Consider the following 25,260-nt stretch of genomic DNA (forward strand, 5'->3'; position numbering starts at 1 on the left):
CAGCAAGACCCGGTGCGCGTCATGACGGGCCGGCGGGTCGGCTCCGCCCCGACGCCGTGGGGGTCGCCATCTCGCGCCGTGGCTCCGGCAGGCGCACGGCGGAGACCGTGAGCCGGGCCACCCGTCGCCCCTCGAGCGTGAGCACCCGCAGCAGCCAGCCGCCGGGCGGGTCGTCGGGTGCCGCGTCGCCGTCGGGCGGGCCGGGGGTCACCGGCACCTCGTCGCCCGCGACCGGGAGCCGGCCCAGCGCGGCCATCACGAAACCACCGACCGTCTCGTACGGGCCGGAGGGCAGCCGCACGCCGGTGTGCTCGGCGAAGTCGGCGAGGTTGAGCCGGCCGTCCACCACGGCGGGCAGGCCCGCGTGCACCGGGTCGGGGTCGGTGTCGTACTCGTCGTGGATCTCCCCGATCAGCTCCTCGATCAGGTCCTCCAGGGTGACGATGCCGGCGGTGCCGCCGTACTCGTCGACGACCACGGCCAGGTGGTGGCGCTCCCGGCGCATCTCGCTGAGCGCGGCGAGCACCCGCTTGCTGCCGGGCAGCCGCTTCACCTCCCGGGTCAGCTCCCCGACGGTGGTGCAGGGGTCGAGGTCGGGGCGGAGCAGCACGTCGCGCAGGTGCACGAAGCCGACCACGTCGTCGTGGGTGCCGTCGACGACCGGGTAGCGGGTGTGCGTCTCGGCCCGGACCATCCGTTCCGCCTCGGCGATGGTGAGCCGCGCGGAGAGGAAGACGACCTCGGTACGCGGCATCATCACCTCGCGGACCAGACTCGCGCCCGCGACCAGCACCTCGTCGATGATCCGGCGCTCGACCGGGTCGAGCAACGTGTTGGCGGCGACCAGGTCGCGCAGCTCCGCCTCGCTGATCCGTTCCCGGCCGGCCGCGGGGCTGGTGCCCAGCAGGGCCGTCACCGCGCGGGTGGCGCCGTCGGCGGCGCGCACCACCAGCCGGGCGACGGCGCGGGGCAGCGGCCCCGGCTGGCGGCGTGGCCGGCCCAGGGCGCGTCGCCGCAGCCCGGAAGCACCCGCCTCCCGCATGACAGTGATGGTAGACAGCGGCGGGCCGACAGGCTGCCAATGTTCGGCTCTGTTCGAAGTTGGGGAATCGTGATGGAATGGCAAGGTCGCCGACGGAGGGCGGCCCCCGGGCGTCCGGCCGTAGGGTGATCACGACACGGGCCGCGACCGGCGGCCGGGCGGGAGGAGACCGACGTGAAACTGCTCGTCACCGGCGGCGCCGGCTTCATCGGCAGCGTGGTGACCCGGATGCTGCTCGACGCCGGCCACGAGGTGGTGGTCCTCGACGACCTGCGCACCGGCCACCGGGAGGCGCTCGCCCCCGACGCCACGTTCGTCGAGGCGTCCGTCCACGACGCCGCGCGGGTGCTCACCCCCGACGCGGGCTTCGACGGGGTGCTGCACTTCGCCGCGCTGATCGCCGCCGGCGAGTCGATGACCAGGCCCGAGCTCTACTGGCACACCAACACGGTCGGCTCGATCGCCCTGATCGACGCCGTCCGGACCGCCGGCGTGCCCCGCCTGGTCTTCTCCTCCACCGCCGCCGTCTACGGCAACCCCACCGAGCTGCCGATCCCCGAGACCGCGGTCAAGGCCCCCACCAACACCTACGGCGCCACCAAGCTCGCCGTCGACATGGCCCTCACCTCCGAGGCGGTCGGGCACGGCCTGGCCGCCGTCTCGCTGCGCTACTTCAACGTCGCCGGGGCCTACCTCGACGGCGACGTCGCGCTCGGCGAGCGGCACGACCCGGAGACCCACCTCATCCCGATCGCGCTGGAGGTGGCCGCCGGCCGGCGGGAGAAGCTGCAGCTCTTCGGCGACGACTACCCGACCGTCGACGGCACCTGCGTGCGCGACTACATCCACGTCGCCGACCTGGCCCGCGCCCACCTGCTGGCGCTCGACGCGGCGACCGGCGGGCAGCACCGGATCTACAACCTCGGCAACGGCAACGGCTTCACCAACCGGCAGGTGGTCGACGTGGTCCGCGAGGTCACCGGGCACCCCGTGCCGGTCGAGGTCGCGCCGCGCCGCGAGGGCGATCCCGCCGAGCTGGTCGCGTCGTCCGCGCTGGCCCGTGAGGAGCTGGGCTGGGTGCCGCGCAAGCCGACCCTGCCCGACATCGTCGCCGACGCCTGGTCCTTCTACCGCACCCACGTCGCGGGGTCGCGGTGACCGGTGACGTCGCGGCCCGCGCCGACGCCGCCTTCCGCTCGGCGTACGGCGAGCCGCCCGCCGGCCGCTGGGCGGCTCCCGGCCGGGCGAACCTCATCGGCGAGCACACCGACTACAACGACGGCTTCGTCCTGCCCTTCGCCCTGCCGCTGCGCACCGTGGTGGCAGCCGCCCCGCAGCCCGGCGGCACCTGGACGGTCTGCTCGGAACTCACCGACGGGACGGTCACCTTCGGCGCCGACGAGGTCACCGGGTCCGGCCGGGTCGCCGGCTGGGGCGCGTACGTGGCCGGGGTCGTCTGGGCGCTGCGGGAGGCGGGGCACGACGTGCCCGGGGCGCGCCTGGCGATCGCCTCCGACGTGCCACTGGGCGCGGGGTTGTCCTCCTCGGCCGCGCTGGAGGCCGCCGTGCTGGCCGCCCTGGTCGACCTGGGCGGGCTGGACCTGCCCGCCGGGCGACGGCCCCGGCTGGCCCAGCGGGCCGAGAACGACTACGTGGGCGCCCCGACCGGGATCATGGACCAATCGGCGGTGATCCGCTGCCGCGCCGGGCACGCGCTCTTCCTGGACTGCCGCGACGAGTCGGTCGAACAGGTGCCGTTCGACCTGGACGCCGCCGGCCTCGCCGTGCTGGTCGTCGACAGCCGGGCCCCGCACCGGCACGCCGACGGCGAGTACGCCGCCCGCCGCGCGTCCTGCGAGCGGGCGGCGGGCCTGCTCGGTGTCGCGGCGCTGCGCGACGTCCCCGCCGACGGGCTGGCCGACGCCCTGGCCCGGCTCGACGAGGACGAGACCCGTCGCCGGGTGCGGCACGTCGTCACCGAGAACCAGCGGGTGCTCGACACCGTCGCGCTGCTGCGCGCCGGCCGGGTACGCGAGATCGGCCCGCTGTTGACCGCCTCGCACGCCTCGATGCGGGACGACTTCGAGATCACCGTCCCGGAGATCGACACGGCCGTCGAGGCGGCCCTGGCCGCCGGGGCGCTGGGCGCCCGGATGACCGGCGGCGGCTTCGGCGGCTGCGTCCTCGCGCTGGTCGACGCGGAACGGGCCGACGCGGTCGCCGAAGCCGTCACGGCCGCGTACGCCGAGCGGGGCTTCGCCGCGCCCGGCCACGTCGCCGTCCTGCCCGGCCCGGGCGCGACCCGGCTGCACTGAGCACCGACGCGGCGACCCGCCGGACGGCCACTGCCCGCCCGGCGGGCGCCGGCGCGGGCAGGGGCGGCTGCCGGCCCGGAGCCCCGCGCCGACCGTCCGGGCGGCTACCGGATCTGACCCCACCTCGGGGCCCGCGCGAACGCCGGCCCGGCCGCCGCCGTGTGGAGCGGACGAAGCCGTAACGGTCGGGGTTTCCCAGGGACCGCCCCACCAGGCGGCGCTGATACCTCTGGGGTATCTAAATACCTCTGTGGTATCGGGACGAACAGACAACGCTGCCGGTCGTCGCCGAGGTCCGGCCCAGCGGGCACGGCCCTGCGAAAGACCCGAGGCGCGCCGTCAGCCGGGCGCCGTCAGCCGGGCGCCATCAGCCGACGGGCGGGCGTCGCACCCGCCCGTCGGCGCGACTCACTGCGCCTCGACGATCATCCCCGCGCCGACGGTGCGGTTGGTGGCCTCGTCGATGATCACGAAGCCGCCGGTGGTGCGGTTGCGGCGGTACTCGTCCGCGAGCAGCGGCACGGTGGTCCGCAGCCGCACCCGGCCGATCTCGTTGAGCCCCAACTCGCCCGCGGACTCGTCGCGGTGCAGCGAGTTGATGTCCAGCCGGTAGTGCAGGCCGCGCACGATCGCCCGCGCCGAGCGGGTGGTGTGCTTGATGGCGTACTTCCCGCCGACCCGCAGCGGGCGGGTCTCGTCCATCCAGCACACCATCGCCTCGATGTCCTGCGACACCGCCGGGGCGTTGTTCGGACGGCAGATCATGTCGCCCCGGGAGATGTCGATCTCGTCTTCGAGGCGTACGGTCACCGACATCGGCGGGAACGCCTCCGCGACCGGCCCGTCGGCGGTCTCCACGGCGACGATCCGGCTGGTGAACCCGGACGGCAGCACCATCACCTCGTCGCCCGGCTTGAGCACGCCGGAGGCGACCTGACCGGCGTAGCCCCGATAGTCGGTGACGGTGGTCGACTGCGGCCGGATCACGTACTGCACCGGGAACCGGACGTCGACCAGGTTGCGGTCGCTGGCGATGTGCACCCGCTCCAGGTGGTGCAGCAGCGACGGCCCCTCGTACCAGGGCATGTTCTCCGACCGGGTGACGATGTTGTCGCCGCGCAGCGCGGAGACCGGCACCACCGTCAGGTCGGGCACGTCGAGCTTCGCGGCGAACGCGGTGAACTCGTCCGCGATCCGCTCGAAGACCTCCTGCGAGAAGTCGACCAGGTCCATCTTGTTGACGCAGAGGACCAGGTGCGGCACCCGCAGCAGCGAGCAGAGGAAGGCGTGCCGGCGGGACTGCTCGACCAGACCCTTGCGGGCGTCCACCAGGATCAGCGCCAGGTCGGCCGTCGAGGCCCCGGTGACCATGTTGCGGGTGTACTGGATGTGCCCCGGGGTATCGGCGATGATGAACTTCCGCCGGGGGGTGGCGAAGTAGCGGTACGCCACGTCGATCGTGATGCCCTGCTCGCGCTCGGCCCGCAGACCGTCGGTGAGCAGCGCCAGGTTCGTGTACTCGTCGCCCCGGGCGGCGCTGACCGCCTCCACGGCGGCGAGCTGGTCGGTGAAGAGCGACTTCGTGTCGTAGAGCAGCCGGCCGATCAGGGTCGACTTGCCGTCGTCGACGCTGCCGGCGGTGGCGAAACGCAGCAGGTCCATGGGGCGGGCCTCCGGCCCGGCACCGGAGGTGGCCCGGCCGTCCGTCGTGTTCGCGTCGTCCGGGGCGACGGTCTCGGTGGTCATCAGAAGTAGCCCTCCCGCTTGCGGTCCTCCATCGCGGCCTCGCTGACCCGGTCGTCGCCGCGGGTCGCGCCGCGCTCGGTGATCCGGGTGGCCGCGACCTCCTCGATGACCTTCTCGACCGTGTCGGCGTCGGAGCGGACCGCCGCCGTGCAGGACGCGTCGCCCACCGTCCGGTAGCGCACCCGCGCCTTGAACCGGTCCTCCCCCGAGCGGGGACGGAAGAACTCGTTGACCGCGTAGAGCATCCCGTCGCGCTCGACGACCTCACGCTCGTGCGCGTAGTAGATCGACGGCAGGGCGATGCGCTCGCGGGCGATGTAGTGCCAGACGTCCAGCTCGGTCCAGTTGGACAGCGGGAAGACCCGGATCGACTCGCCGGGGTGGTGGCGGCCGTTGTAGAGCGCCCACAGCTCCGGGCGCTGGTTCTTCGGGTCCCACTGGCCGAACTCGTCACGGAAGCTGAACATCCGCTCCTTGGCGCGGGCCTTCTCCTCGTCGCGGCGGGCGCCGCCGAAGAGCGCGTCGAAGCGGTGCTTCTCCACCGCCTCCAGCAGCACCGGCGTCTGGATCCGGTTGCGCATCCCGTCGGCCGACTCGCGCACCAGCCCGCTGGCCAGCGCCTCCGGCACGCTCGCCACCACCAGGTGCAGCCCCAGCTCGGCGACCCGCTGGTCCCGGTATTCCAGGACCTCGGGGAAGTTGTGCCCGGTGTCGACGTGCATGACCGGGAACGGGATGTTGGCCGGGGCGAACGCCTTCTGGGCCAGCCGGAGCATCACGATCGAGTCCTTGCCGCCCGAGAAGAGCAGCACCGGCCGCTCCATCTCGGCGACCACCTCGCGCATCACGAAGATGCTCTCGGCCTCCAGCGCGTCGAGGTGCGACACCTGGTAGGCGGCGGGGGCGGTCATGACACGGGCTCGCTTAGCTCGAATCCGCTCATCGTATTCCAGACCTTTCCGGTCGGGCATGCCAAGAAGTGCCGCTCAGGCTACCCGGAATGACGCTGCAACGCTGCAAGCAACCGACTGGCGAGATCCTCGCGGCAGACCAGCAGGTCGGGCAGCCTCGGGTCCGCCTCGTTGTATCTCAGCGCAGAACCGTCGATCCGGGAAGCGTGCAGCCCGGTGGCCGTCGCCACAGCGACCGGCGCGGCCGAGTCCCACTCGTACTGGCCGCCCGCGTGGATGTAGGCGTCCACCTCGCCGGTGACCACCGCGGCGATCTTCGCCCCGGCCGAGCCCATCGGCACCAGGTGCGCCCCGACGTCCTCCGCCAGGTCGGTCAGGAACACCGGCGGCCGGCTCCGGCTCGCCGCCAGGCGGATCGTCCGCCCGCCGGGCGCCGCCGCCTCCATCCTCGTCGGCGGGTACGCCGGGGGATAGTCCGTGCCCAGCACCCGCTGCTGCGCCGGCAGCCCGACCGCGCCCGCGACCAGCCCGTGCGGCGTCGGCGCGGTACGCGCCCAGAGCGCCACATGCACCGCCCAGTCCGAGCGGCCCTCCTCGGAGAACTCCCGGGTGCCGTCCAGCGGGTCGATGATCCACACCCGGTCGGCGGCCAGCCGGGACACCGCCTCGGCGTTCACCTCCGCCGCCCACGCCAGCCGCGAGCCCTCGTCCTCCTCGGAGAGGACCGCGTCACCCGGTCGCCACTTCGCCAGCTCGGTGCGGATCAGGTCGTGCGAGACCTTGTCGCCCGCCGACCGCAACGCCCCCGCGTCGGCGAAGCCCATCTCGGCGCGCAGGCCGAGCAGCGCCTGACCGGCGCGGGCCGCGAGCCACCGCGCGAAAGCCCCGTCGATCATCGGAGGACTGCCCATGACTCCCGCTCCCGTCGCCTCGCCGCGCTCCGCGCCCGGCGCACCGTCGCCGACGACCGCGTCGCGCCGAAAGGCGAAGACTACCGGCCCCCGGCGCCCGCTCCCGCGCTCACACCCCGTGGTAGAGGTTCTGCGTCGGCTCCACGCCCCTGACGACCACCGACTCCACCACATCCGCGGCCCGGTCCACCAGGAACTCCAGCTCCTTGCGCTCGGTCGCGCTGAAATCCGACAGTACGTAGTCCGCCGGGTCCTGCCGCCCCGGCGGCCGGCCGATGCCGAAGCGCACCCGGACGTACTCCTTCGTGCCCAGCGACTTCGACATCGACCGCAGGCCGTTGTGCCCGCCCTCACCGCCGCCGCACTTCACCCGCAACTGGCCGTAGCCGATGTCCAGCTCGTCGTGCACCGCGACCACCCGGCCCGGCGGCACCTTGTGGAACTGCGCCAGGCCCGTCACCGGCCCGCCGGAGAGGTTCATGTAGGTCAGCGGCTTGACCAGCACCAGCTTCGGCCCGCCGAAGCCGAGCCGCCCCTCGGCGACCTCCGCCACCGCCCGCTTGTGCCGACCGAACTTCGCGCCGAGCCGGCCCGCCAGCAGGTCGACCACCATGAAGCCGACGTTGTGCCGGTTGCCGGCGTACTCCCGACCCGGGTTGCCCAGGCCCACCACCAGCCACGGTCCCGCCTCGTCCGTCACGCCCCGCCCCTCCCGCTGCTCGCCGTCACCCAGCCGCCCGGCCACCGGTACGCCGACAGGCGCCCCCGACCGCGCGGGGACGCCTGTCGCAAACGATGCGGACCGATCAGGCCTCGGTCTTCGCCTCGGCGTTCTCGTCGCCCTCGGCAGCCGGAGCCTCGGCGGTCTCCTCGCCGACACCCGCCTCGGCCTCCTCGGTGGCCTCCTCGACCTCGGGGAGGGTCGCCTCGAGCTGCTCGGCGGTCGGCGCGGCGGTCACCGAGGCGACGGTCTGCTCCGAGTCGGCGGCCAGCTCGACGCCGGCCGGCAGCTCCACGTCACCGGCGGTGACCTGCGTGCCGGCCTGCATGCCCTCGATCGAGGCCTCGAGGTGGTCCGGCACCTTGGTGGCGTCGGCGGTGACCGTCAGCGTGTCGTGGTCGTGCACGATCAGGGTGTCCCGCGCGGCCTCGCCGGTCAGCTGGACCGGGACCTCGACGGTGACCTTCTCGCCCCGGCGGACCAGCAGCAGGTCCACGTGCTCGAAGGTGTCCTTGATCGGGTCACGCTGGATCGCCTTCGGCAGCGCCAGCACCTGGGTGCCGTCGCTGACCTCGATCGCGAAGAGCTGGTTGGCACCGCCCTTGCGGATCGCGGCGGCGAACTCGCGGGACGGCAGGGCGATGTGCTTGGGCTTCTCGCCGTGGCCGTAAAGCACGGCGGGCACCTTGCCGGCCCGGCGGGTACGACGGGCACCACCCTTGCCGAACTCGGTACGGGGCTCGGCGCTGATCTTTACCTCGGACACGGGGAAACTCCTGATGCTTTCGCTGCGGCGGCTTGTCGACTGGCGGTGCTGGGGCGAGGGGCTCGCTGGGGCTCATGCGTCGAGAACGACTGCCCGGAGCACCGCGTCGATGACGGTGCCTCCGTGCGGCGCTTTGTCAGCGGCCCGCCGGGCACCCTCGCCGTGGCAACCGCACCAGTCTACCCGAGCTGATTCCGCGCGCTCCGGCAGTCCCCTTATCACCGTTCCCGCTGGTCCGCGGGGCGATACGGACCAGCTCGCCGCCGGGACGGCCGACGCCCGGGCCGGGGGCGTCGGCGCCCGTCCGGCCCGGCGTCAGACGGTCAGCTCAGGCCACCGAAGAGGGTGGTCACCGAACCGTCGTCGAAGACCTCGCGGATCGCCCGCGCCAGCAGCGGCGCGATCGACAGCACGGTGATCTTGTCGAGCTGCTTCTCCGGCGGCAGCGGCAGGGTGTTGGTCACCACGACCTCGCTGATCGGGCTGTTCTTCAGCCGCTCGGTCGCCGGGTCGGAGAGCAGCGCGTGGGTCGAGGCGACGATCACGTCGGCCGCGCCGGACTCCCGGAGGATGTCCGCCGCCTTGCAGATCGTCCCGCCCGTGTCGATCATGTCGTCGACGATCAGGCAGACCCGCCCCTCGACCTCACCGACCACCCGGTTCGCCACCACCTGGTTCGGCTTGAGCGGGTCCCGGGTCTTGTGGATGAAGGCCAGCGGGCAGCCGCCCAGCCGGTCCGTCCACCGCTCGGCCACCCGCACCCGGCCCGAGTCCGGCGCGACGACCGTCATCGGACGGCCGTCGTACTTGTGCTGGACGTACTCGGCGAGGATGTCCATCGCGAAGAGGTGGTCGACGGGGCCGTCGAAGAAGCCCTGGATCTGCGCCGTGTGCAGGTCGACGGTGAGGATCCGGTTCGCCCCGGCCGTCTTCAGCAGGTCCGCCACCAGCCGGGCCGAGATCGGCTCCCGGCCGCGGTGCTTCTTGTCCTGTCGGGCGTACGGGTAGAACGGCAGCACCACGGTGATCCGCTTGGCCGAACCGCGCTTCAGCGCGTCGATCATGATGAGGGTCTCCATGACCCACGTGTTGACCCCGTGCGTGACGGACTGGACCACGAAGGCGTCCGAGCCGCGCACCGAGTCCTTGAACCGTACGAAGATCTCCCCGTTGGCGAACTCGTACGCGTCGGCCGGCGTCGGCGCGACGCCGAGCACCTCACCGATCTCCTTGGCCAACTCCGGAAAGCCACGTCCGGAAAAAAGCATCAGGCTCTTGCGGTTTTCGGCGACGATGCTGCCCATGGGCCCGTCTGCTCCCGTTGGTCGGTGGTACCCGGCGGTGGTGGTGGGCCGGGGACTATTCGGTTGCAGTATCCCCCGCGCCCGAGGCCGACCTGACCGGCTCGGCATCCCCGTGGATTGCCTCACCTTCCCTTGCCCCGGAACCCGGCGCCGACGCACGCTCATCGGCCGCCTGGGCCCGCGCCGCCGCCTCGGCGGAGGCCGTGCCGGCCCGCTTGCGGGCCACCCAGCCCTCGATGCTCCGCTGCGGGGCGCGGGTCACCCCGAGCGCTCCCGGCGGCACGTCCTGCGTGATCGCGCTGCCCGCCGCCACGTACGCCCCGGCGCCCACCTCGACGGGGGCGATGAGGCTGGTGTCGCAGCCGACGAACGCGGCCTCGCCGACCGTGGTGCGGTGCTTGCTCACCCCGTCGTAGTTCACGAAGATCGTCGCCGCGCCGATGTTCGCCTTCGCGCCGATCGTCGCGTCCCCCACGTACGACAGGTGCGGCACCTTCGCGCCCGCGCCCACGTCGGAGTTCTTCACCTCGACGAACGTGCCGACCTTGGCCTTCTCGGCCAGCCGGGCGTCCGGCCGCAGGTACGCGTACGGCCCGACGCTGGCGCCCGCACCGACCTCCGCGCCCACCGCGTGACTGCGCAGCACCGTGGCGCCCGGGCCCACGACGGTGTCGATCAGCGTCACGTCCGGCCCGACCACCGCGCCCGTGCCGACGACCGTGCCGCCGCGCAGCTGGGTGTTCTGGTCGATCACGGCGTCGGAGTCCAGGGCGACCGTCACGTCGATCCAGGTGGTGTCCGGGTCGAGCAGGCTCACCCCGGTACGCATCCACGCCTCGTTCACCCGGTCGCGCAGCAGCCGACGCAGCGCGGCCAGCTCGACCCGGTCGTTGCAGCCCAGCGTCTCCACGTGGTCCGCCGCCACGTGCACCGCCACCGGCTCGCCGGCCGAGCCGAGCAGGGCGAAGACGTCCGTCAGGTATTCCTCGCCCTGGTCGTTGTCGGTCGACAGCTTGCCCAGCGCGTCGCGCAGCCGGGCGGCGTCGAACGCGTAGATGCCGGCGTTGATCTCCCGGATCGCCCGCTGGGCGCCGGTGGCGTCGCGCTCCTCGACGATCTGCTCCAGCCGCCCGTCGGCGTCCCGCACGATCCGGCCCAGGCCGGTCGGGTCGGGCACCTCGGCGGCGAGCACGGTCGCCGCCGCGCCCGCGCCCTCGTGCGCCTGCACGAGCGCGGCCACCGTCTCCGGGCGCAACAGCGGCACGTCGCCGTTGATGACGACCACGGTGCCGGTGGCCTCCGGCGCGGCGTCCAGCGCGATCCGGACGGCGTGCCCGGTGCCGAGCTGCTCGGCCTGGAGCACCGGGGTGGCGTCGGGGGCGATCTCGGTGAGGTGCGCGCGGACCTGGTCCGCGCCGTGCCCGACGACGACCAGCGTGCGGTCCGCGGCCAGCGGCGCGGCGGCGGTGAGCACGTGGCCGACGAGGGTACGGCCGAGCAGCGGGTGCAGCACCTTGGGCAGCGCCGACTTCATCCGCTTGCCCTCACCGGCGGCGAGCACGACAACGGTGCGGAGGTGGGGCTGGGACACGACACGGGCTCCCGTCGGGACGGCGAACAGTCTCGCGGCCATGCTAACCAGACGGCGAGCCGCCGTTCGGCATGGCCACACGAATGCCGGGAGACGCAGTGTGAGCTGGGGTGCCTGGATTCGAACCAGGAGCTCAAGGCTCCAAAGGCCTGCGGGTTGCCATTACCCCACACCCCATAAAGTGTCAAGCTTCGCTCGCCGTCAATTCCGGCTCGCATCGTTCGACGCTCTGGAACAGCTCGGCGATCATACCTTCGATCCGCCAGTAGAGCTCGCGGCTGCGCGGCACGGTGATCACCAGGCAGCCACGATAGTCGTCTCCGACGTTGCGCCGCACCGTGGCCGGGCGGTGTTTCTTGAGATTGGCGCGCTGGAAACGCTCCACGGGCAGATCGAGTCTCCGCACCCACCACGTCACCGCCGCGTCGAGGTCGGCCGTCTCGTGGATGCTCACGCGGTAGCTGGGGACGGCCCGATGGATCCCGCACACCTCAAGGAAGCGCAGGAAGAGCGCGAGCAGCCCAGGATCGCTGTTGACGAACTGGAGGCGGTCGTCCCGCCGCCACGGCTTCGACTTCGTCCCCTCACACCAGTAGACCGCCGCACCGAGGAGCAGAAGATCCCGGTCGGTGAGGGACCCGACCAGGCCCGCCGCATGCTCGTGCTCCGCCGTCCGCGCCGCCTCGCGGGCTTCGCGATGCGCCGCCCACCGCGCCTCGACCATCAGCGCCGCATGGGCCCGACGCCGCTCGGCGCCCGCCCCGCCCTCGGCCAGCGGCAGGTGCCTGACCCACTGGTAGGCGGTCGACTTGGCCACGCCGAGTTGGCGGGCGATGCCGTCGACCGAGTGCCCCTCGGCGCGCAGCTCGACCGCCGCCGCCCTGAGGTCGTCCTTGGCGTTGGGTCGGCGGGACCTCTCGGGCGGCGGGACGCCCCGGAGCAACTCGTGGACGCGGTTGCGGCCGAGCCCGGTGCGTGCCCGGATCTCCCCGACGGTGAGTTGCTCGACGGTGCGCAGCCGTCGCACCTCGTCAGCGATCGAATCGGTCACGAGCAGCAGCCTAGAACGGGTGTACGACACTTCAGGCATTCATCCCCGCCGCTGTCCCATGCGCGTTCCGGGAACCTAAGTTACGGTGACGTAGGCGTAACTTCGTGATCATTCCGTCCCTTGCGAGGTGCCATGTCGGCCACATCCCTCGATCCCGCCGCCGGCCCGAAGCCACTGACTCAGGGCATCCAGTCACGAGGCATCCTCATCGCCCTCTGGGCGTTCGTGGTGATCCCCTTCCTGGCCCTCGTCGCCGCCGTACCGGTCGCCTGGGGCGGTTGGCTGAGCGGGACCGACGTGGCCGTCGCCGCGTTCTGGTACGTCGTCTCCGGGCTGGGCATCACGGTCGGCTACCACCGGCACTTCACGCACGGCTCCTTCAAGGCGAAGCGCTGGCTGCGGGTGGCACTGGCGGTGTCCGGCTCGCTGGCGGTGCAGGGCGAGATCATCCAGTGGGTGGCCGACCACCGGCGCCACCACGCGTTCTCCGACCTGGAGGGCGACCCCCACTCGCCGTGGCGCTTCGGGGAGAGCGTCCGCGGGCTGGCGAAGGGCCTGTTCCACGCGCACGTGGGCTGGCTCTTCGGCCGGGAACTGTCCAACCGGAGGCGGTTCGCCCCGGACCTGCTCGCCGACCGGGACATCCGCCGGGTGGACCGGATGTTCCCGCTGCTGGTCGTGGTCTCGGTGCTCGGTCCCGCGCTGATGGGCGGGCTGCTCACCTGGTCGTGGCAGGGGGCACTGTCCGCGCTCTTCTGGGCCGGCCTGGTGCGCATCGCGCTCCTGCACCACGTGACCTGGTCCATCAACTCCGTCTGCCACGTCTACGGCGAGCGGCCCTTCGCGATGCGCCAGGGCGACCGGGCGTCGAACTTCTGGCCGCTGGCGATCGTGTCGCTCGGCGAGAGCTGGCACAACCTGCACCACGCCGATCCGACCAGCGCCCGGCACGGCGTCCTGCGCGGTCAGGTGGACATCTCGGCCCGGGTCATCTGGTTGTTCGAGAAGGTCGGCGCGGCCTGGGACGTGCGCTGGCCGAAGCCCGAGCGCATCGCGGCGAAGCTCGTCGGACCGGTCGCCGGACGGTAGCGCGGGCGGTGCTCGCGGAGCCCGCCTGGCAGGATGGCCGGGTGACCGAACGAAGCGGGCGCGGCGCCGGGCGGCCCGGCGGCACCGGGACGCGCCCCGACGCGGGTACGGTCGCCGGGGGCGGCGGCGCCACCCGACCGACGACCGGCCAGGAGACGACGTGACCCGGCCCGGCGGCGGCATCCCACGACAGGGCGTCACCGAGCGCCGGCGGAGTGACGAGAACATGGCGGATGGCCCTGGTAGCGACGACACGACCGGCCGGCGGCGGGCGGTTCCCGCCGCGGCGCCCAAGTCCTCCGCACGGGTACGCATGTCGGCGGCCCAGCGTCGCGAGCAGCTGATCTCGATCGCCCGGCAGATCTTCGCCGAGCGCGGCTTCGACGCCACCTCCATCGAGGAGGTGGCGGCCCGCGCGAAGGTCTCCAAGCCGGTGGTCTACGAGCACTTCGGCGGCAAGGAGGGGCTCTACGCGGTGGTGGTGGACCGGGAGGTCCGCGCCCTGCTGGACCGGATCACCACGGCGCTGACCGCCGGGCACCCGCGTGAGCTGCTGGAGCAGGCGGCGCTGGCCCTGCTGACGTACATCGAGGAGGAGACGAGCGGCTTCCGGGTGTTGGTGCGGGAGTCGCCGGTGCTGTCGGCGGCGGGCAACTTCAGCAGCGTGATGAACGACGTGGCCCACCAGGTGGAGCACATCCTGGGCGCCGAGTTCTCCAGCCGGGGCTACGACCCGAAGCTGGCCGAGCTCTATTCGCAGGCGCTGGTGGGGATGGTGGCGCTGACCGGCCGCTGGTGGCTGGAGGTGCGCAAGCCGCGCAAGGAGACGGTGGCGGCGCACCTGGTCAACCTGGCCTGGAGCGGGCTGTCGCACCTGGAGGCGAAGCCGAGCCTGATCACGGTCCGGGGGCGCTGAGCCGTACCCCTCGGCCCGCCAGAGCGCCGGTCAGCGGCTGTGGGCCTCGGAGACCGGGTGGTGCCGGCGCCGGCGCTCCTCCTCGGCGTGTTCGTCGGTGCCGACCTTGTCGTACAGGCCGGTGCCGAGCAGGAGCAGGCCGAAGAGCATCGAGACGATGACCGTGGACATCGAGAAGTTGAGGAAGTTGGCCTCGGTCTGGAGCACGGCCATCATGAGGACGCTGGTGACCAGGAAGACGATCCCGGCGGTCAGGTTCATGTAGTGACCGAGGTTGCCGCGCCGCGACGCCCCGATGATGAGCACGATCCCGAAGGCGACGGAGGCCAGCGAGAAGGCCAGGTTGGTACGGAGCCCGAGGGCCCAGTTGTCGCCCCGGTGGAAGAGCGGGTCGCCCCACGTCAGGGCCACGCCCCAGACCCCGAAGACCAGGATGTAGAGCCCCACCAGGCCGGCGAGGACCCGGTAGACCGGACGCGCCGGATGGTTCACGGGAAAGTGCGGCATGACCCCTCCACCAATCAGGACATTCGCCCTGATTGTCCCCCGGAGGAGGTCGGCCGTCCGCCGAACCGCCCGACAACAGGCGGAATGAAAAGATCCCACCCCACCGGGCCGCAACGGCCGGACGGAGCGGGACCACGTCGGTTTTCGCCGGAGCCCGCCCCGCGCAGGGATCAAGCCTGACCGCCCGAAGCGGGTCGGGCTCCGGCGTAAAGCCGCCACACCACTCAGAGCACGAGGCGGGCCTTCTGCCAGGCCTCCTGCTCCTCGTCCGTGCCGACCTTGCCGTACATGCCGACCATCAGCAGCACCAGGCTGAGCACCATCAGCACGATGACGGTGAAGATGCTGAAGTTGAAGATGTTGGCCTCGGTCTGGATGAAGGCGAGACCGGCGAGGCTGAGCACCATCATGGCGTACGCCAGCCACTGGTTGACCATGACGTCGATGTTCCTGCCGATCGCGGTGCCGGCCAGCACCGCGGCCCCCAGCAGGGCGCTGAGCAGCGAGAAGCCGAGGTTCGTGCCCTGGCCGAGGACCTGGGTGTCATCCTGGGCGAGGACCTCGTTGCCGGCACTCGCGATGATGCCGAGCACGCCGAAGGCCACCAGGTACAGACCGGTCAGCCCGCCGATCGCCCGGTAGACCGGCCGCGCGGGGTGGTTGACGGGGGTGTGGGCCATGTCTGAGTCTCCAACGCCGTTCGGGTGAGGGGTCGCGGACGATTGTCCCGCACGCCGGGGTGTGACGCCGCACACGGGGGCCTCCCGTGGCGGCGCCGTGACCTCGTGGCGGCTCAGTTGGCCGGGATCTCGTCCGCCAGGGCCAGCCAGGACTCCTCGGTACGCTCCCGCTCGGCCCGCAGCTCCTTGAGCTGGGCGTCGAGTTCGGCGACCTTGGCGTAGTCGGTGGCGTGCGCGGCGAGCTGGTCGAGCAGCGTCGCCTCCTTCTGCTCCAGCTTGGCGACCTGCCGTTCCAGCCGGGCCAGTTCCTTGCGGGCCTGGCGCGCCTCGGCGGCGGACATGCCGGTCGCGGCGGGAGCGTCGGAGGCCGCCCCGGGCGTCGTCTCCGGCATCGTCGGGCCGGGTCGGCCGGCGGCGCGGGCGAGGTACTCGTCGACGCCGCCGGGCAGGTGCACCAGCCGGCCGTCGCCGAACATCCCGTACGCCACGTCGGTGACCCGCTCGATGAGGTACCGGTCGTGGCTGGCCACGATGACGGTGCCGGGCCAGGAGTCGAGCAGGTCCTCCAGCGCGGCGAGGGTGTCGGTGTCCAGGTCGTTGGTGGGCTCGTCGAACAGCAGCACGTTCGGCTCGCCGGCGAGCAGCCGGAGCATCTGCAACCGTCGACGCTCCCCACCCGAGAGGTCGCTGACCGGCGTCCAGAGCCGCCGGTCGTCGAAGCCGAAGACCTCGGCGAGCTGGGCGGCGGAGACCTCCCGGTCGCCGAGCTGCACCCGCCGGGCGACCTCCTCCACCGCTTCGAGCACGCGCAGGTGGCCCGGCAGCTCGGCCAGCTCCTGGGAGAGGAAGGCCGGCCGGACGGTCGAGCCGGTGGCGAAGCGCCCGCCGTCGGGGCGGGTGATGCCGGCCAGCATCCGCAGCAGGGTGGTCTTGCCCGCCCCGTTGCGGCCGAGCACGGCGATCCGGTCGCCGGGGCCGACCTGCCAGGTGACGTCGCGCAGGATCTCCTTCGGCCCGGCGTGCAGGGTGACGTCGGTCAGGTCGTACACCTGCTTGCCGAGCCGGGCGGTGGCGAGCCGTTGCAGCGACATGGTGTCGCGCGCGGGCGGCACGTCGGCGATGAGCGCGTTGGCGGCGTCGATGCGGAAGCGCGGCTTCGAGGTACGCGCGGGCGGGCCGCGCCGAAGCCAGGCGATCTCCTTGCGGAGCAGGTTCTGCCGGCGGGCCTCGGTGGCGGCGGCGACCCGCTCCCGCTCGACCCGGGCGAGGGTCCAGGCGGCGAAGCCGCCCTCGTAGGCCCGGACGGTCTGGTCGGCGACCTCCCAGGTGTCGGTGCAGACGGCGTCGAGGAACCACCGGTCGTGGGTGACCACGACCAGCGCGCCCTTGCGGCCGACGAGGTACTTCGCCAGCCAGTCGACACCGCCGACGTCGAGGTGGTTGGTGGGCTCGTCGAGGATGAGCAGGTCCGACTCGCGGACCAGCAGCGCGGCCAGCGCGACCCGCCGCCGCTCGCCGCCGGACATCGGGCCGACGGGCTGGTCGAGGCCGAGGTGGGGCATGCCGAGGCCGTCGAGGATGGCCCGCACCCCGGCGTCGCCGGCCCACTCGTGCTCGGCGCCCATGCTCTCGCCGAGCCAGGCGGTGCCGAGCACCACGTCCCGGACGGTGGCCTCCGGGGCGAGCTGGAGGGTCTGCGGCAGCCAGGCGACCCGCAGGTCGCGGCGGTGGGTGACCCGCCCGTCGTCCGGTTCCTCGATCTTGGTGAGCAGCCGCAGCAGGGTGGACTTGCCGGCGCCGTTGAGGCCGACCACGCCGATCCGGTCGGCGTCGTCCAGACCGAGCGAGACGTCGGTGAGCAGCGGCCCGGCGGCGCCGTAGCCCTTGGACACCCGGTCCAGGTTGACGATGTTGGCCACGACCTCACCTCCCATGATCAAGGCGTCCCGGTGCCGGTCGGCACCTGGGACGCCTGAGCCACCCAGCGTACGCGGACCGGCCCGCCGACCGCCGGGCGCGGGCTCCCGCGATCTTCCGCCCGGCGCCCCGGGAAGGGTGGTACCCGCCGGCCGGGAGCGCGGGATCGGGGAAGGGTGGCTGGTCAGGCGACCCGGGCGCCGGGGACCGGGCCGTGGGCGGTGCGTGCCTCGCGGCACACGTCGGCGGACGTCAGCTCCGCGGCGATGCGCTCGGCGTCGGCGGCGTCCGCCGCGAGGAAGACGCAGGTCGGCCCCGAACCGGAGACGATGCCGGCCAGCGCGCCGGCCGCCTCGCCGGCCTTCAGCGTCTCCGCCAGCGACGGGCGCATGGCCAGGGCGGCGGCCTGGAGGTCGTTGCCGAGGGTGGCCGCGAGCACCCGCGGGTCGCGCTGGCGCAGCGCGGCGAAGAGCGCGTCGGTGCTGCCCAGCGGCTCACCGGCGGTGCCGGCGTCGCGGAGGCGGTCCAGTTCCCGGTAGGCGGCCGGGGTGGAGAGGCCGCCGTCGGCGACGGCCACCACCCAGTGCCAGGTGGTGGGGCGGGCCAGGACGGGGCTCACTGACTCGCCCCGGCCGGTGCCGAGCGCGGTGCCACCCTGGATCAGGAACGGCACGTCGGAGCCGAGGTCGGCGGCGATGCGGGCCAGCTCGTCGCGGGACAGCCCGGTCCCCCAGAGCGTGTCGCAGGCGACCAGCGCCGCGGCCGCGTCGGCGCTGCCCCCGGCCAGCCCACCGGCCAGCGGGATCTGCTTGCGCAGGTGCAGCCGGGCGTGCGGTGGCACCCCGGCGTAGCCGGCGAGGGCGTGGGCCGCCCGGATGGCCAGGTTGGTGTCGTCCAGCGCCAGCTCGCCGGTGCCCTCGCCCTCCATGGTGAGGGTGAGCGTGTCGCCCCGACGGGCGGTCAGCTCGTCGTAGATGGAGATGGCGTGGTAGACGGTGTTCAGCTCGTGGTAGCCGTCGCGGCGCAGCGGCCCCACCCCGAGATGCAGGTTGACCTTGGCGGGCACCCGGACCCGCACCGGTCCGCTGGCGCCGCGCCGCCGCTGCTCGTCCTCGTCGTCCGGTCCCCACGCCTCGGTCACGGGCGTCAGCCTACTGGGCGGCGGGTGGGGCGGCCGGGGCCGACGCGGCGATGGCGGCGAACTGCGCGACGGTGAGCGACTCCCCCCGCGCGCCGGGGTCGACGCCGGCGGCGGTGAGCGCGGCGGCCGCCCGGTCCGCGCCACCGGCCCAGCCGGCCAGCGCGGCGCGCAGGGTCTTGCGGCGCTGCGCGAAGGCCGCGTCCACCACGGCGAAGACCCGTTCCCGGGGTACGTCGGCGCGGGGTGGCTGGCGGCGGGCGAAGGCGACCAGCCCGGAGTCGACGTTCGGCACCGGCCAGAAGACGCTCGGTGGGACCTTCCCGGCGGCCCGGGACGAGGCGTACCAGGCGAGTTTCACCGAGGGCACGCCGTACACCTTGGAGCCGGGGCCCGCGACGAGCCGGTCGGCGACCTCCTTCTGCACCATCACCAGCCCGTGCCGCAGGCTGGGCAGCTCGGCGAGCAGGTGCAGGACCACCGGCACGGCCACGTTGTAGGGCAGGTTCGCCACCAGCGCGGTCGGAGCGGGGTCCGCCAGCTCGGCGGCCCGGACGCGCAGCGCGTCGGCGTGGTGCACGCTCAGCCGCGCGGCGTCGGCGCCGGCGTGGCGGGCGGCGGTCTCCGGCAGCGCCCCGGCCAGCGTCGGGTCCAGCTCCACGGCGTGCACGTGCGCGGCGGCCGGGAGCAGGGCGAGGGTGAGGGAGCCGAGCCCGGGGCCCACCTCCAGCGCCACGTCGTCCGGGGTGAGGCCGGCCGCGGTGACGATGCGCCGGACGGTGTTCGGGTCGTGCACGAAGTTCTGGCCGAGCCTCTTGGTGGGGGTGACGCCCAGCCGGGCGGCCAGTTCCCGGATCTCCGCCGGGCCGAGGAGACCGGTCACGCCCCGTAGCCTATGCGGGCCGCCGCGGGGGCGCGCGTGCCAGGGCCCCTCCCGGTCACCACGGGCCGAAGACGCGCTCGCCGGTGGCGGAAATGGCGGCGCAGAGCTCGTCCAGGTCCGTGCCGGTCGTCCCGGCCAGCGACCGTACGGTCAGCGGGATCAGGTACGAGGCGTTCGGCCGGCCCCGGTGCGGCATCGGCGTCAGGTAGGGCGCGTCGGTCTCCACCAGGATCTGCCCGACCGGCGTGAGCGCGGCGGCCTCCCGCAGGGCGGTCGCGCTGCCGAAGGTGACGGTGCCGGCGAAGCTGAGCAGGTAGCCCCGGCGGACGCACTCGCGGGCGAAGTCCGCGTCGCCGGAGAAGCAGTGCAGCACCACCGTCTCCGGCGCGCCCTCGTCGTCGAGGATCCGCAGCACGTCGGCGTGCGCGTCGCGGTCGTGCACGACCAGCGCCTTGCCGTACCGCTTGGCGATGGCGATGTGCGCGCGGAAGCTCTCCTCCTGCACGGCGCGCCCCTCCTCCCCGGTGCGGAAGAAGTCCATCCCGGTCTCGCCGATCCCGCGCACCCGGTCCCGGGCGGCGAGCGCCTCGATCTCGCGCAGCGCCTCGTCCAGGTCGGGCAGGCGGGGGGCCTCGTTCGGGTGCAGCGCCACGGTGGCCAGCACGGCCGGGTGGGTGTCGGCGACGTCCGCGCCCCAGCGGGAGGAGGCGACGTCCACCCCGACCTGCACCAGCCGGTCCACGCCCACCGAGGCGGCGACGGCCACGGCCACGGCCACCGGGTCCCCGGCTGGCCCGTCGCCCGGCCCACCGTCCGCAGGCGGCCGCGGGGGTACGCCGGCCTCGCTGACGGTGATGTCGAGGTGGGTGTGGCTGTCCAGCACGGGACGGGGCAGCGGCTCGGGCGCGGGCGGGAACTCGCCGGCGCGGCGGGCGGCGCGCTGCTTGCGGGTTTCGGTGGGCTCGCTCATCGCGGCCAGCATCACACACCGACGGTGGCCCGTGTTCCGGGGAGGCCACCGGCCGTTCACCGCGGCGGCACATCTCGCGCCTAGCGTCGTCGGGGTGACCGTCATTCCTCAAAGCAGCGCAGACGGCCCGCGCGTGACGTACGGGGGTGTGGTCTACCCGGCGCAGGAGATCGCCCGGGGCGCGGCGTACGAACTGCTCAGCGCCGAGGAGGCGCCCGGCTTCGACCGGGTGCCCCGGCCCGGGGTCGCGCTGCCGTGGCGCAGGCTCGTGCACGCCACCGAGGTCACCGTCGTGCGTCCCGCCGCGCTGCCGGGCGACGAAACGGAGTCCCCGCTGCTGGTGCCGCTGCACCGGGAGCGGGGTTGGGCGTACGTGCAGCAGCTCAGCCAGCAGCCGGCGGCGGCCGGTGACCCGACGCTGGCGGCGGTGCGCGCCTCGGCGGTGCTGCGGCGGGGCACCCGGATGGTCAAGGTGCTCTCCGCGCGGCAGCTCGCCGGGTACGTGCGCGGGTGGCTGCCGCACGGCTTCTGCCACCGGGAGCACGACGTGGCGCACCTGCGTACGCCGGCGGCGACGGCCGTGCTGCGCACCGACGGCACGGCCGGTCCCGGCGGCGCCGACGTGACGTACGCGCTGCGCTGGCGGGCGGCCGACCCGGCCGACTACGACGTGCCGGTCGGCGAGGCGCACCGGGGGCTGACCGCGCTCGCGCCCCGGGACCGGCTGGGCGGGGCGGTGCTCGGCACCGGGTTCGTGCCCAGCAGCGCCCAGCTCGTCCCGGAGTTCGTGACCCGGGACTTCGCGGACCTGCCGATGCCGGCGAACGCGACCCTGCTCGCCTACCCGGCCGACGGCGTGGAGGTGGTGCTCTACAGCTACCAGGCCGAGCAGCGCGGCTGGCTGCGGATGGTCGGTCCGCGGTGGCGGCACCTGCTGGCGGCGGTGCCGGGGCTCTCCCCCGACCAGGAGTACGTGCCGACCGGCGAGGCGCCCCGCTCCACCCACCTGGTCGGCGCCTACGCCGGCGGCGAGTACGAGGCGGTGGCCGACCTGCCCGGCGGGTTCCGGGTGTTGGCGATGACCCGGGCCGCCCGGTACCCGGTGGAGTCGGCGGCCCGCCGGTTGCGCCTGGCCGACTGGCGGGGCGTGTCCTGCCTGGTGCTGCGGGAGGAGTCCGGCTGGCTGCGCCTGCGCCTGCGGCGGCCCGGTCCGGACGCGGTGGCCGCGACCGGGGCGCAGTGCCAGGAGCGGGGCGTCTACGAGACGTGGGCGCCCGCGGCCGAGGTCACCGACGACCGGGTGGTGGACCTGCCGTACGCGCTCTGAGCGGGCGCGTGCGGCGGCATAACAGCGGGCAGGGCGGGAACCCGCCGGCGTCCGACCGCCACGTGACGAGGAGACGCGCATGCCTTTCATCACCGTGGGGACGGAGAACTCCGCCCCCATCGACCTGTACTACGAGGACCACGGCTCCGGTCAGCCGATCGTGCTGATCCACGGCTTCCCGTTCAACGGGGCGACCTGGGAGAAGCAGGTCGGATCCCTGCTGGCCGCCGGATACCGGACGATCACGTACGACCGGCGGGGTTTCGGCAACTCCGCCCAGCCGGCGACCGGGTACGACTACGACACGTTCGCCGCGGACCTCGACGTGCTGATGACCGAGCTGGACCTGCGGAACGCGATCCTGGTCGGCCACTCGATGGGCACCGGCGAGGTGACCCGCTACCTGGGCGTGTACGGCTCGCAGCGGGTCGACCGGGCGGTGCTGCTGGCCCCGCTCGCGCCGTTCCTGCTGAAGACCTCGGACAACCCGGAGGGCGTCGACAAGAGCCTCTTCCAGGGCTTCCAGCAGGCCATCGTCGACGACCGGTTCGCCTACCTCACCACCTTCTGCGAGGCGTTCTTCAACTACCAGGAGAACAAGGGCAGGCTGGTCAGCGAGGAGGCGTTCCGGGCGCACTGGGAGATCGGCGCCCGGGCCTCGGCGAAGGCCACCCACGACAGCGTGGACGCCTGGCAGACCGACTTCCGGGGCGACGTGTCCCGCATCGACGTGCCGGTGCTGATCGTGCAGGGCGACTCCGACGCGGTGCTGCCGTACCCGAAGACGGGTCAGCGGTTGCAGCCGATGCTGCCCGGCAGCCAGCTGGTCACCCTGAAGGGCGCGCCGCACGGCACACCGTGGACGAACGCGGCCGAGGTGAACCGCAGCATCATGGACTTCATCGGGGCACCGGCGATGGCCCGGGCCTGACGAGCGCGACGGTGACGGGCGCGGCCCCCTCGGGGGTCGCGCCCGTCGCGACGCAGACGGCCGCGGCGGCTCGGGCGGCCGCCACATCGGCCCGTCACGGAGAGCGATCGTCTCATGTCACTAGAGTCACACTGTCTCGTTACCGACAGTGATGAGCATGAATGTCGGGTCGGATGGGGGTCGGGTACCCAAGCCTCACTGTTCATCCCAAAAGGAGAGAGCGTGACCAAAAAGGCTTTCCGACCCCTCACCTTCGCGGCAGCGATCGCGTTCGTCGCGACCGGCGCGTTCGCCGGCGCGGTCGTCGCCCCGACGCAGGCCTCGGCGCACTGGAGCTGCGGGCGCAGCGCTCCGCCGGACCTCGACACCACCGGTGGTCACCACACCACCTCCGCCGCCAACATGCGCGTCGGGTCGAGCACCCGCTGCGCGGGGTCCGGCATCTCGTACCCGACCCAGTCGCTCGACTACCACTGCTACGCCGTGGACATCAACGGGACCGACACGTGGACCTACGTCGTCAACGTGCAGACCAGGGCCAGCGGCTGGATCCGCGACGACCTGCTGAACGACGGTGGATCCGCCGTCTGGTGCCCGAACCAGACGTAGGCGTGACCGGCGCCGGCGCGGCCCCGGGTCTCCCCCGGGGCCGCGCCGGCACTCAGTCGGCCAGGCGGGCGAGTTCCTCGTCGACGATCGACGGGTCGAGGTTGCGGAAGACCGGCTTCGGCGCGGCCAGCGGCCGCCCGGCCTCCAGCGGCACTGACTCCCAGCGCGCGCCGACGGTGTAGTCGCCGGTCAGCACCGGGTACGCGGGCCCGCCGTCGAGGTCCTCGACCTCCTCGATGACCGGCATCGGCGCGTGCACGCCGGTGCCGCCGAGCAGCTCGTGCACCTTCTGCGCGGAGTGCGGCAGGAACGGGGTGAGCAGCGTGTTGGCGTCGCTGACCACCTGGAGGGCGACGTGCAGGATGGTGCCCATCCGAGGCTTGTCGTCCTCGCCCTTGAGCTTCCACGGCGCCTGCTCCGAGAGGTACCGGTTGGCCTCGGCGACCACCCGCATCGCCTCGCCGATGGCCTGCTTCTGCCGGTGCCGGGCGATGAGGTCGCCGACGGTGGCGAAGCCGGCCCGGGCGACGGCGAGCAGCGCCTCGTCGGCCTCGGTGAGGCCGGCCGGGTCGACGGGCGGGATCGCGCCGAAGTTCTTCGCCGCCATGGAGACGGAGCGGTTGACCAGGTTGCCCCAGCCGGCGACCAGCTCGTCGTTGTTGCGGCGCAGGAACTCGGCCCAGGTGAAGTCGGTGTCGTTGCTCTCCGGTCCGGCGGCCGCGATGAAGTAGCGCAGCGCGTCGGCGTCGTAGCGCTCCAGGAAGTCCCGGACGTAGATGACGACTCGGCGGGACGAGGAGAACTTCTTCCCCTCCATGGTCAGGTATTCGCTGGAGACCACCTCGGTGGGCAGGTTGAGCCGCCCCAGCCGGCCCGCCTCGCCGTCCCGGCTGCCCTCGCCGGAGTAGCCGGAGAGCAGCGCCGGCCAGATCACCGAGTGGAAGACGATGTTGTCCTTGCCCATGAAGTAGTAGCCGCGGGCGTCCTTGCCGACCCCGTCGGCGGACCACCACCTGCGCCACGCCTCGGGGTCGCCGGAGCGGCGGGCCCACTCGATCGAGGCGGAGAGGTAGCCGATGACCGCGTCGAACCAGACGTAGATGCGCTTGTCGGGGCGGTCCCGCCAGTCGTCGAGCGGGATCGGCACGCCCCACTCCAGGTCGCGGGTGATGGCCCGGGGCTGGAGGTCGTCGAGCAGGTTCCGCGAGAAGCGCAGCACGTTGGGCCGCCAGCCCTCGCGGGTGTCGAGCCACTGCCGCAGCACGTCGGCCAGGGCCGGCAGGTCGAGGAAGAAGTGCTCGGTCTCGACGAACTTCGGGGTCTCCCCGTTGATCCGCGACTTCGGGTCGACCAGGTCGATCGGGTCGAGCTGGTTGCCGCAGTTGTCGCACTGGTCGCCCCGGGCGCTGTCGTAGCCGCAGATCGGGCAGGTGCCCTCGATGTAGCGGTCGGGCAGCGTCCGGCCGGTGGACGGGGAGATGGCCCCCATGGTGGTCTTCGGGACGATGTAGCCGTTGCGGTGCATCCCCTCGAACAGCTCCTGCACCACCGCGTAGTGGTTGCGGGTGGTGGTGCGGGTGAACAGGTCGTAGGAGAGCCCGAGGCCGTGCAGGTCCTCCACGATCACCCGGTTGTAGCGGTCGGCCAGCTCGCGCGGGGTGACCCCGTCGGCGTCCGCCTGCACCTGGATGGGGGTGCCGTGCTCGTCGGTGCCCGACACCATGAGCACGTCGTGCCCGGCCATCCGCATGTACCGGCTGAAGACGTCGGAGGGAACGCCGAAACCGGAGACGTGGCCGATGTGGCGCGGGCCGTTGGCGTACGGCCAGGCGACCGCCGCGAGAACGTGACTCATGACCAGCAAGCCTAGTGACCCGCTCGCGGTGACCGCGAACCAATAGGGCCCACGGCTCGACGGCGCCGCCGGATCGGGTC

At 73.1% G+C, this 25,260-nt stretch carries 24 protein-coding genes and 1 tRNA gene; 8 read left to right on the forward strand and 17 right to left on the reverse strand.

Going from position 1 to position 25,260, the window contains the following annotated elements; all coding sequences use genetic code 11:
• Positions 1–19: 19 nt before the first annotated feature.
• A complete protein-coding gene (locus V6U77_RS07280; RefSeq protein ID WP_334605431.1) occupies positions 20–1,042 on the reverse strand; it encodes a hemolysin family protein in 1,023 nt (340 codons plus the stop codon).
• A gap of 174 nt (positions 1,043–1,216) precedes the next feature.
• Between V6U77_RS07280 and galE the strand changes: the two genes are divergently transcribed.
• Complete coding sequence (gene galE, locus V6U77_RS07285) at positions 1,217–2,200, forward strand: UDP-glucose 4-epimerase GalE (RefSeq protein WP_334605432.1); 984 nt, start codon at positions 1,217–1,219, stop codon at positions 2,198–2,200.
• Positions 2,197–3,357, forward strand: a complete 1,161-nt coding sequence (galK, locus tag V6U77_RS07290; protein WP_334605433.1) for a galactokinase — start codon at positions 2,197–2,199, stop codon at positions 3,355–3,357. Before galE ends, galK begins: the two co-directional genes overlap by 4 nt.
• 408 nt (positions 3,358–3,765) lie before the next feature.
• Here galK and V6U77_RS07295 read toward each other — a convergent pair whose 3' ends face one another.
• The 9 genes from V6U77_RS07295 to V6U77_RS07335 form a co-directional block, all read right to left on the reverse strand.
• On the reverse strand, positions 3,766–5,103 hold the full coding sequence (locus V6U77_RS07295) for a sulfate adenylyltransferase subunit 1 (RefSeq protein ID WP_442934383.1): 1,338 nt from the start codon (positions 5,101–5,103) through the stop codon (positions 3,766–3,768).
• Entirely contained in the window at positions 5,103–6,014 is a 912-nt protein-coding gene (gene cysD, locus V6U77_RS07300) for a sulfate adenylyltransferase subunit CysD (RefSeq protein ID WP_334605434.1), read from the reverse strand. The genes V6U77_RS07295 and cysD overlap by 1 nt, the downstream gene beginning before the upstream one ends.
• An 80-nt stretch (positions 6,015–6,094) precedes the next feature.
• Positions 6,095–6,925: an inositol monophosphatase family protein gene (locus V6U77_RS07305; protein WP_334605435.1), complete on the reverse strand. Its 831-nt coding sequence runs from the start codon at positions 6,923–6,925 to the stop codon at positions 6,095–6,097.
• Between the two features lie 109 nt (positions 6,926–7,034).
• A complete protein-coding gene (gene pth / locus V6U77_RS07310; RefSeq protein WP_334605436.1) occupies positions 7,035–7,625 on the reverse strand; it encodes an aminoacyl-tRNA hydrolase in 591 nt (196 codons plus the stop codon).
• Between the two features lie 106 nt (positions 7,626–7,731).
• Positions 7,732–8,412: a 50S ribosomal protein L25/general stress protein Ctc gene (locus tag V6U77_RS07315; protein ID WP_334605437.1), complete on the reverse strand. Its 681-nt coding sequence runs from the start codon at positions 8,410–8,412 to the stop codon at positions 7,732–7,734.
• A gap of 323 nt (positions 8,413–8,735) precedes the next feature.
• Positions 8,736–9,716, reverse strand: coding sequence for a ribose-phosphate diphosphokinase (locus V6U77_RS07320; RefSeq protein ID WP_334605438.1), 981 nt, complete (start codon positions 9,714–9,716; stop codon positions 8,736–8,738).
• 55 nt (positions 9,717–9,771) lie between these two features.
• Positions 9,772–11,307: a bifunctional UDP-N-acetylglucosamine diphosphorylase/glucosamine-1-phosphate N-acetyltransferase GlmU gene (gene glmU / locus V6U77_RS07325; RefSeq protein WP_442934384.1), complete on the reverse strand. Its 1,536-nt coding sequence runs from the start codon at positions 11,305–11,307 to the stop codon at positions 9,772–9,774.
• 105 nt (positions 11,308–11,412) lie between these two features.
• Positions 11,413–11,484, reverse strand: a tRNA-Gln gene (locus V6U77_RS07330).
• A 7-nt stretch (positions 11,485–11,491) separates the two neighbouring features.
• Positions 11,492–12,358 (reverse strand): helix-turn-helix domain-containing protein, encoded by an 867-nt coding sequence (locus tag V6U77_RS07335; protein WP_334605440.1) that lies wholly within the window; start codon positions 12,356–12,358, stop codon positions 11,492–11,494.
• 132 nt (positions 12,359–12,490) lie between these two features.
• On the opposite strand from V6U77_RS07335, the gene V6U77_RS07340 reads away from it, so the two are divergent.
• The 3 genes from V6U77_RS07340 (at position 12,491) to V6U77_RS07350 (ending at position 14,363) form a co-directional block, all read left to right on the forward strand.
• Positions 12,491–13,447, forward strand: coding sequence for an acyl-CoA desaturase (locus V6U77_RS07340; RefSeq protein ID WP_334605442.1), 957 nt, complete (start codon positions 12,491–12,493; stop codon positions 13,445–13,447).
• Between the two features lie 41 nt (positions 13,448–13,488).
• Entirely contained in the window at positions 13,489–13,611 is a 123-nt protein-coding gene (locus V6U77_RS07345; RefSeq protein WP_334605443.1) for a hypothetical protein, read from the forward strand.
• A 62-nt stretch (positions 13,612–13,673) separates the two neighbouring features.
• A complete protein-coding gene (locus V6U77_RS07350) occupies positions 13,674–14,363 on the forward strand; it encodes a TetR/AcrR family transcriptional regulator (protein ID WP_334605479.1) in 690 nt (229 codons plus the stop codon).
• Between the two features lie 30 nt (positions 14,364–14,393).
• Here V6U77_RS07350 and V6U77_RS07355 read toward each other — a convergent pair whose 3' ends face one another.
• The 6 genes from V6U77_RS07355 to V6U77_RS07380 all read right to left on the reverse strand — a co-directional run bounded on the left by V6U77_RS07355 (position 14,394) and on the right by V6U77_RS07380 (position 20,470).
• Positions 14,394–14,870 (reverse strand): DUF4383 domain-containing protein, encoded by a 477-nt coding sequence (locus V6U77_RS07355; RefSeq protein WP_334605444.1) that lies wholly within the window; start codon positions 14,868–14,870, stop codon positions 14,394–14,396.
• 224 nt (positions 14,871–15,094) lie between these two features.
• Positions 15,095–15,550, reverse strand: coding sequence for a DUF4383 domain-containing protein (locus V6U77_RS07360; protein ID WP_334605445.1), 456 nt, complete (start codon positions 15,548–15,550; stop codon positions 15,095–15,097).
• Positions 15,551–15,663: 113 nt separating this feature from the next.
• On the reverse strand, positions 15,664–17,469 hold the full coding sequence (locus V6U77_RS07365; protein WP_334605446.1) for an ABC-F family ATP-binding cassette domain-containing protein: 1,806 nt from the start codon (positions 17,467–17,469) through the stop codon (positions 15,664–15,666).
• 182 nt (positions 17,470–17,651) lie between these two features.
• Positions 17,652–18,608, reverse strand: a complete 957-nt coding sequence (locus V6U77_RS07370; protein ID WP_334605447.1) for a 4-(cytidine 5'-diphospho)-2-C-methyl-D-erythritol kinase — start codon at positions 18,606–18,608, stop codon at positions 17,652–17,654.
• Positions 18,609–18,618: 10 nt separating this feature from the next.
• A complete protein-coding gene (rsmA, locus tag V6U77_RS07375) occupies positions 18,619–19,488 on the reverse strand; it encodes a 16S rRNA (adenine(1518)-N(6)/adenine(1519)-N(6))-dimethyltransferase RsmA (protein WP_334605448.1) in 870 nt (289 codons plus the stop codon).
• A gap of 55 nt (positions 19,489–19,543) precedes the next feature.
• A complete protein-coding gene (locus V6U77_RS07380) occupies positions 19,544–20,470 on the reverse strand; it encodes a TatD family hydrolase (protein ID WP_334605480.1) in 927 nt (308 codons plus the stop codon).
• Positions 20,471–20,552: 82 nt separating this feature from the next.
• Between V6U77_RS07380 and V6U77_RS07385 the strand changes: the two genes are divergently transcribed.
• The 3 genes from V6U77_RS07385 to V6U77_RS07395 all read left to right on the forward strand — a co-directional run bounded on the left by V6U77_RS07385 (position 20,553) and on the right by V6U77_RS07395 (position 23,325).
• Complete coding sequence (locus V6U77_RS07385; protein ID WP_334605449.1) at positions 20,553–21,785, forward strand: hypothetical protein; 1,233 nt, start codon at positions 20,553–20,555, stop codon at positions 21,783–21,785.
• Positions 21,786–21,864: 79 nt separating this feature from the next.
• Entirely contained in the window at positions 21,865–22,716 is an 852-nt protein-coding gene (locus V6U77_RS07390) for an alpha/beta fold hydrolase (protein WP_334605450.1), read from the forward strand.
• Between the two features lie 222 nt (positions 22,717–22,938).
• Positions 22,939–23,325 (forward strand): hypothetical protein, encoded by a 387-nt coding sequence (locus V6U77_RS07395; RefSeq protein WP_334605452.1) that lies wholly within the window; start codon positions 22,939–22,941, stop codon positions 23,323–23,325.
• A gap of 52 nt (positions 23,326–23,377) precedes the next feature.
• Here the strand turns inward: V6U77_RS07395 and metG are convergent, their stop codons facing one another.
• Positions 23,378–25,180 (reverse strand): methionine--tRNA ligase, encoded by a 1,803-nt coding sequence (metG, locus tag V6U77_RS07400; RefSeq protein ID WP_334605454.1) that lies wholly within the window; start codon positions 25,178–25,180, stop codon positions 23,378–23,380.
• Between the last annotated feature and the right edge of the window lie 80 nt (positions 25,181–25,260).

Origin of the sequence: Micromonospora sp. CPCC 205546 (genome assembly GCF_036902715.1) — a bacterium.
In the GTDB taxonomy this organism is placed as follows: Bacteria; Actinomycetota; Actinomycetes; order Mycobacteriales; family Micromonosporaceae; genus Micromonospora.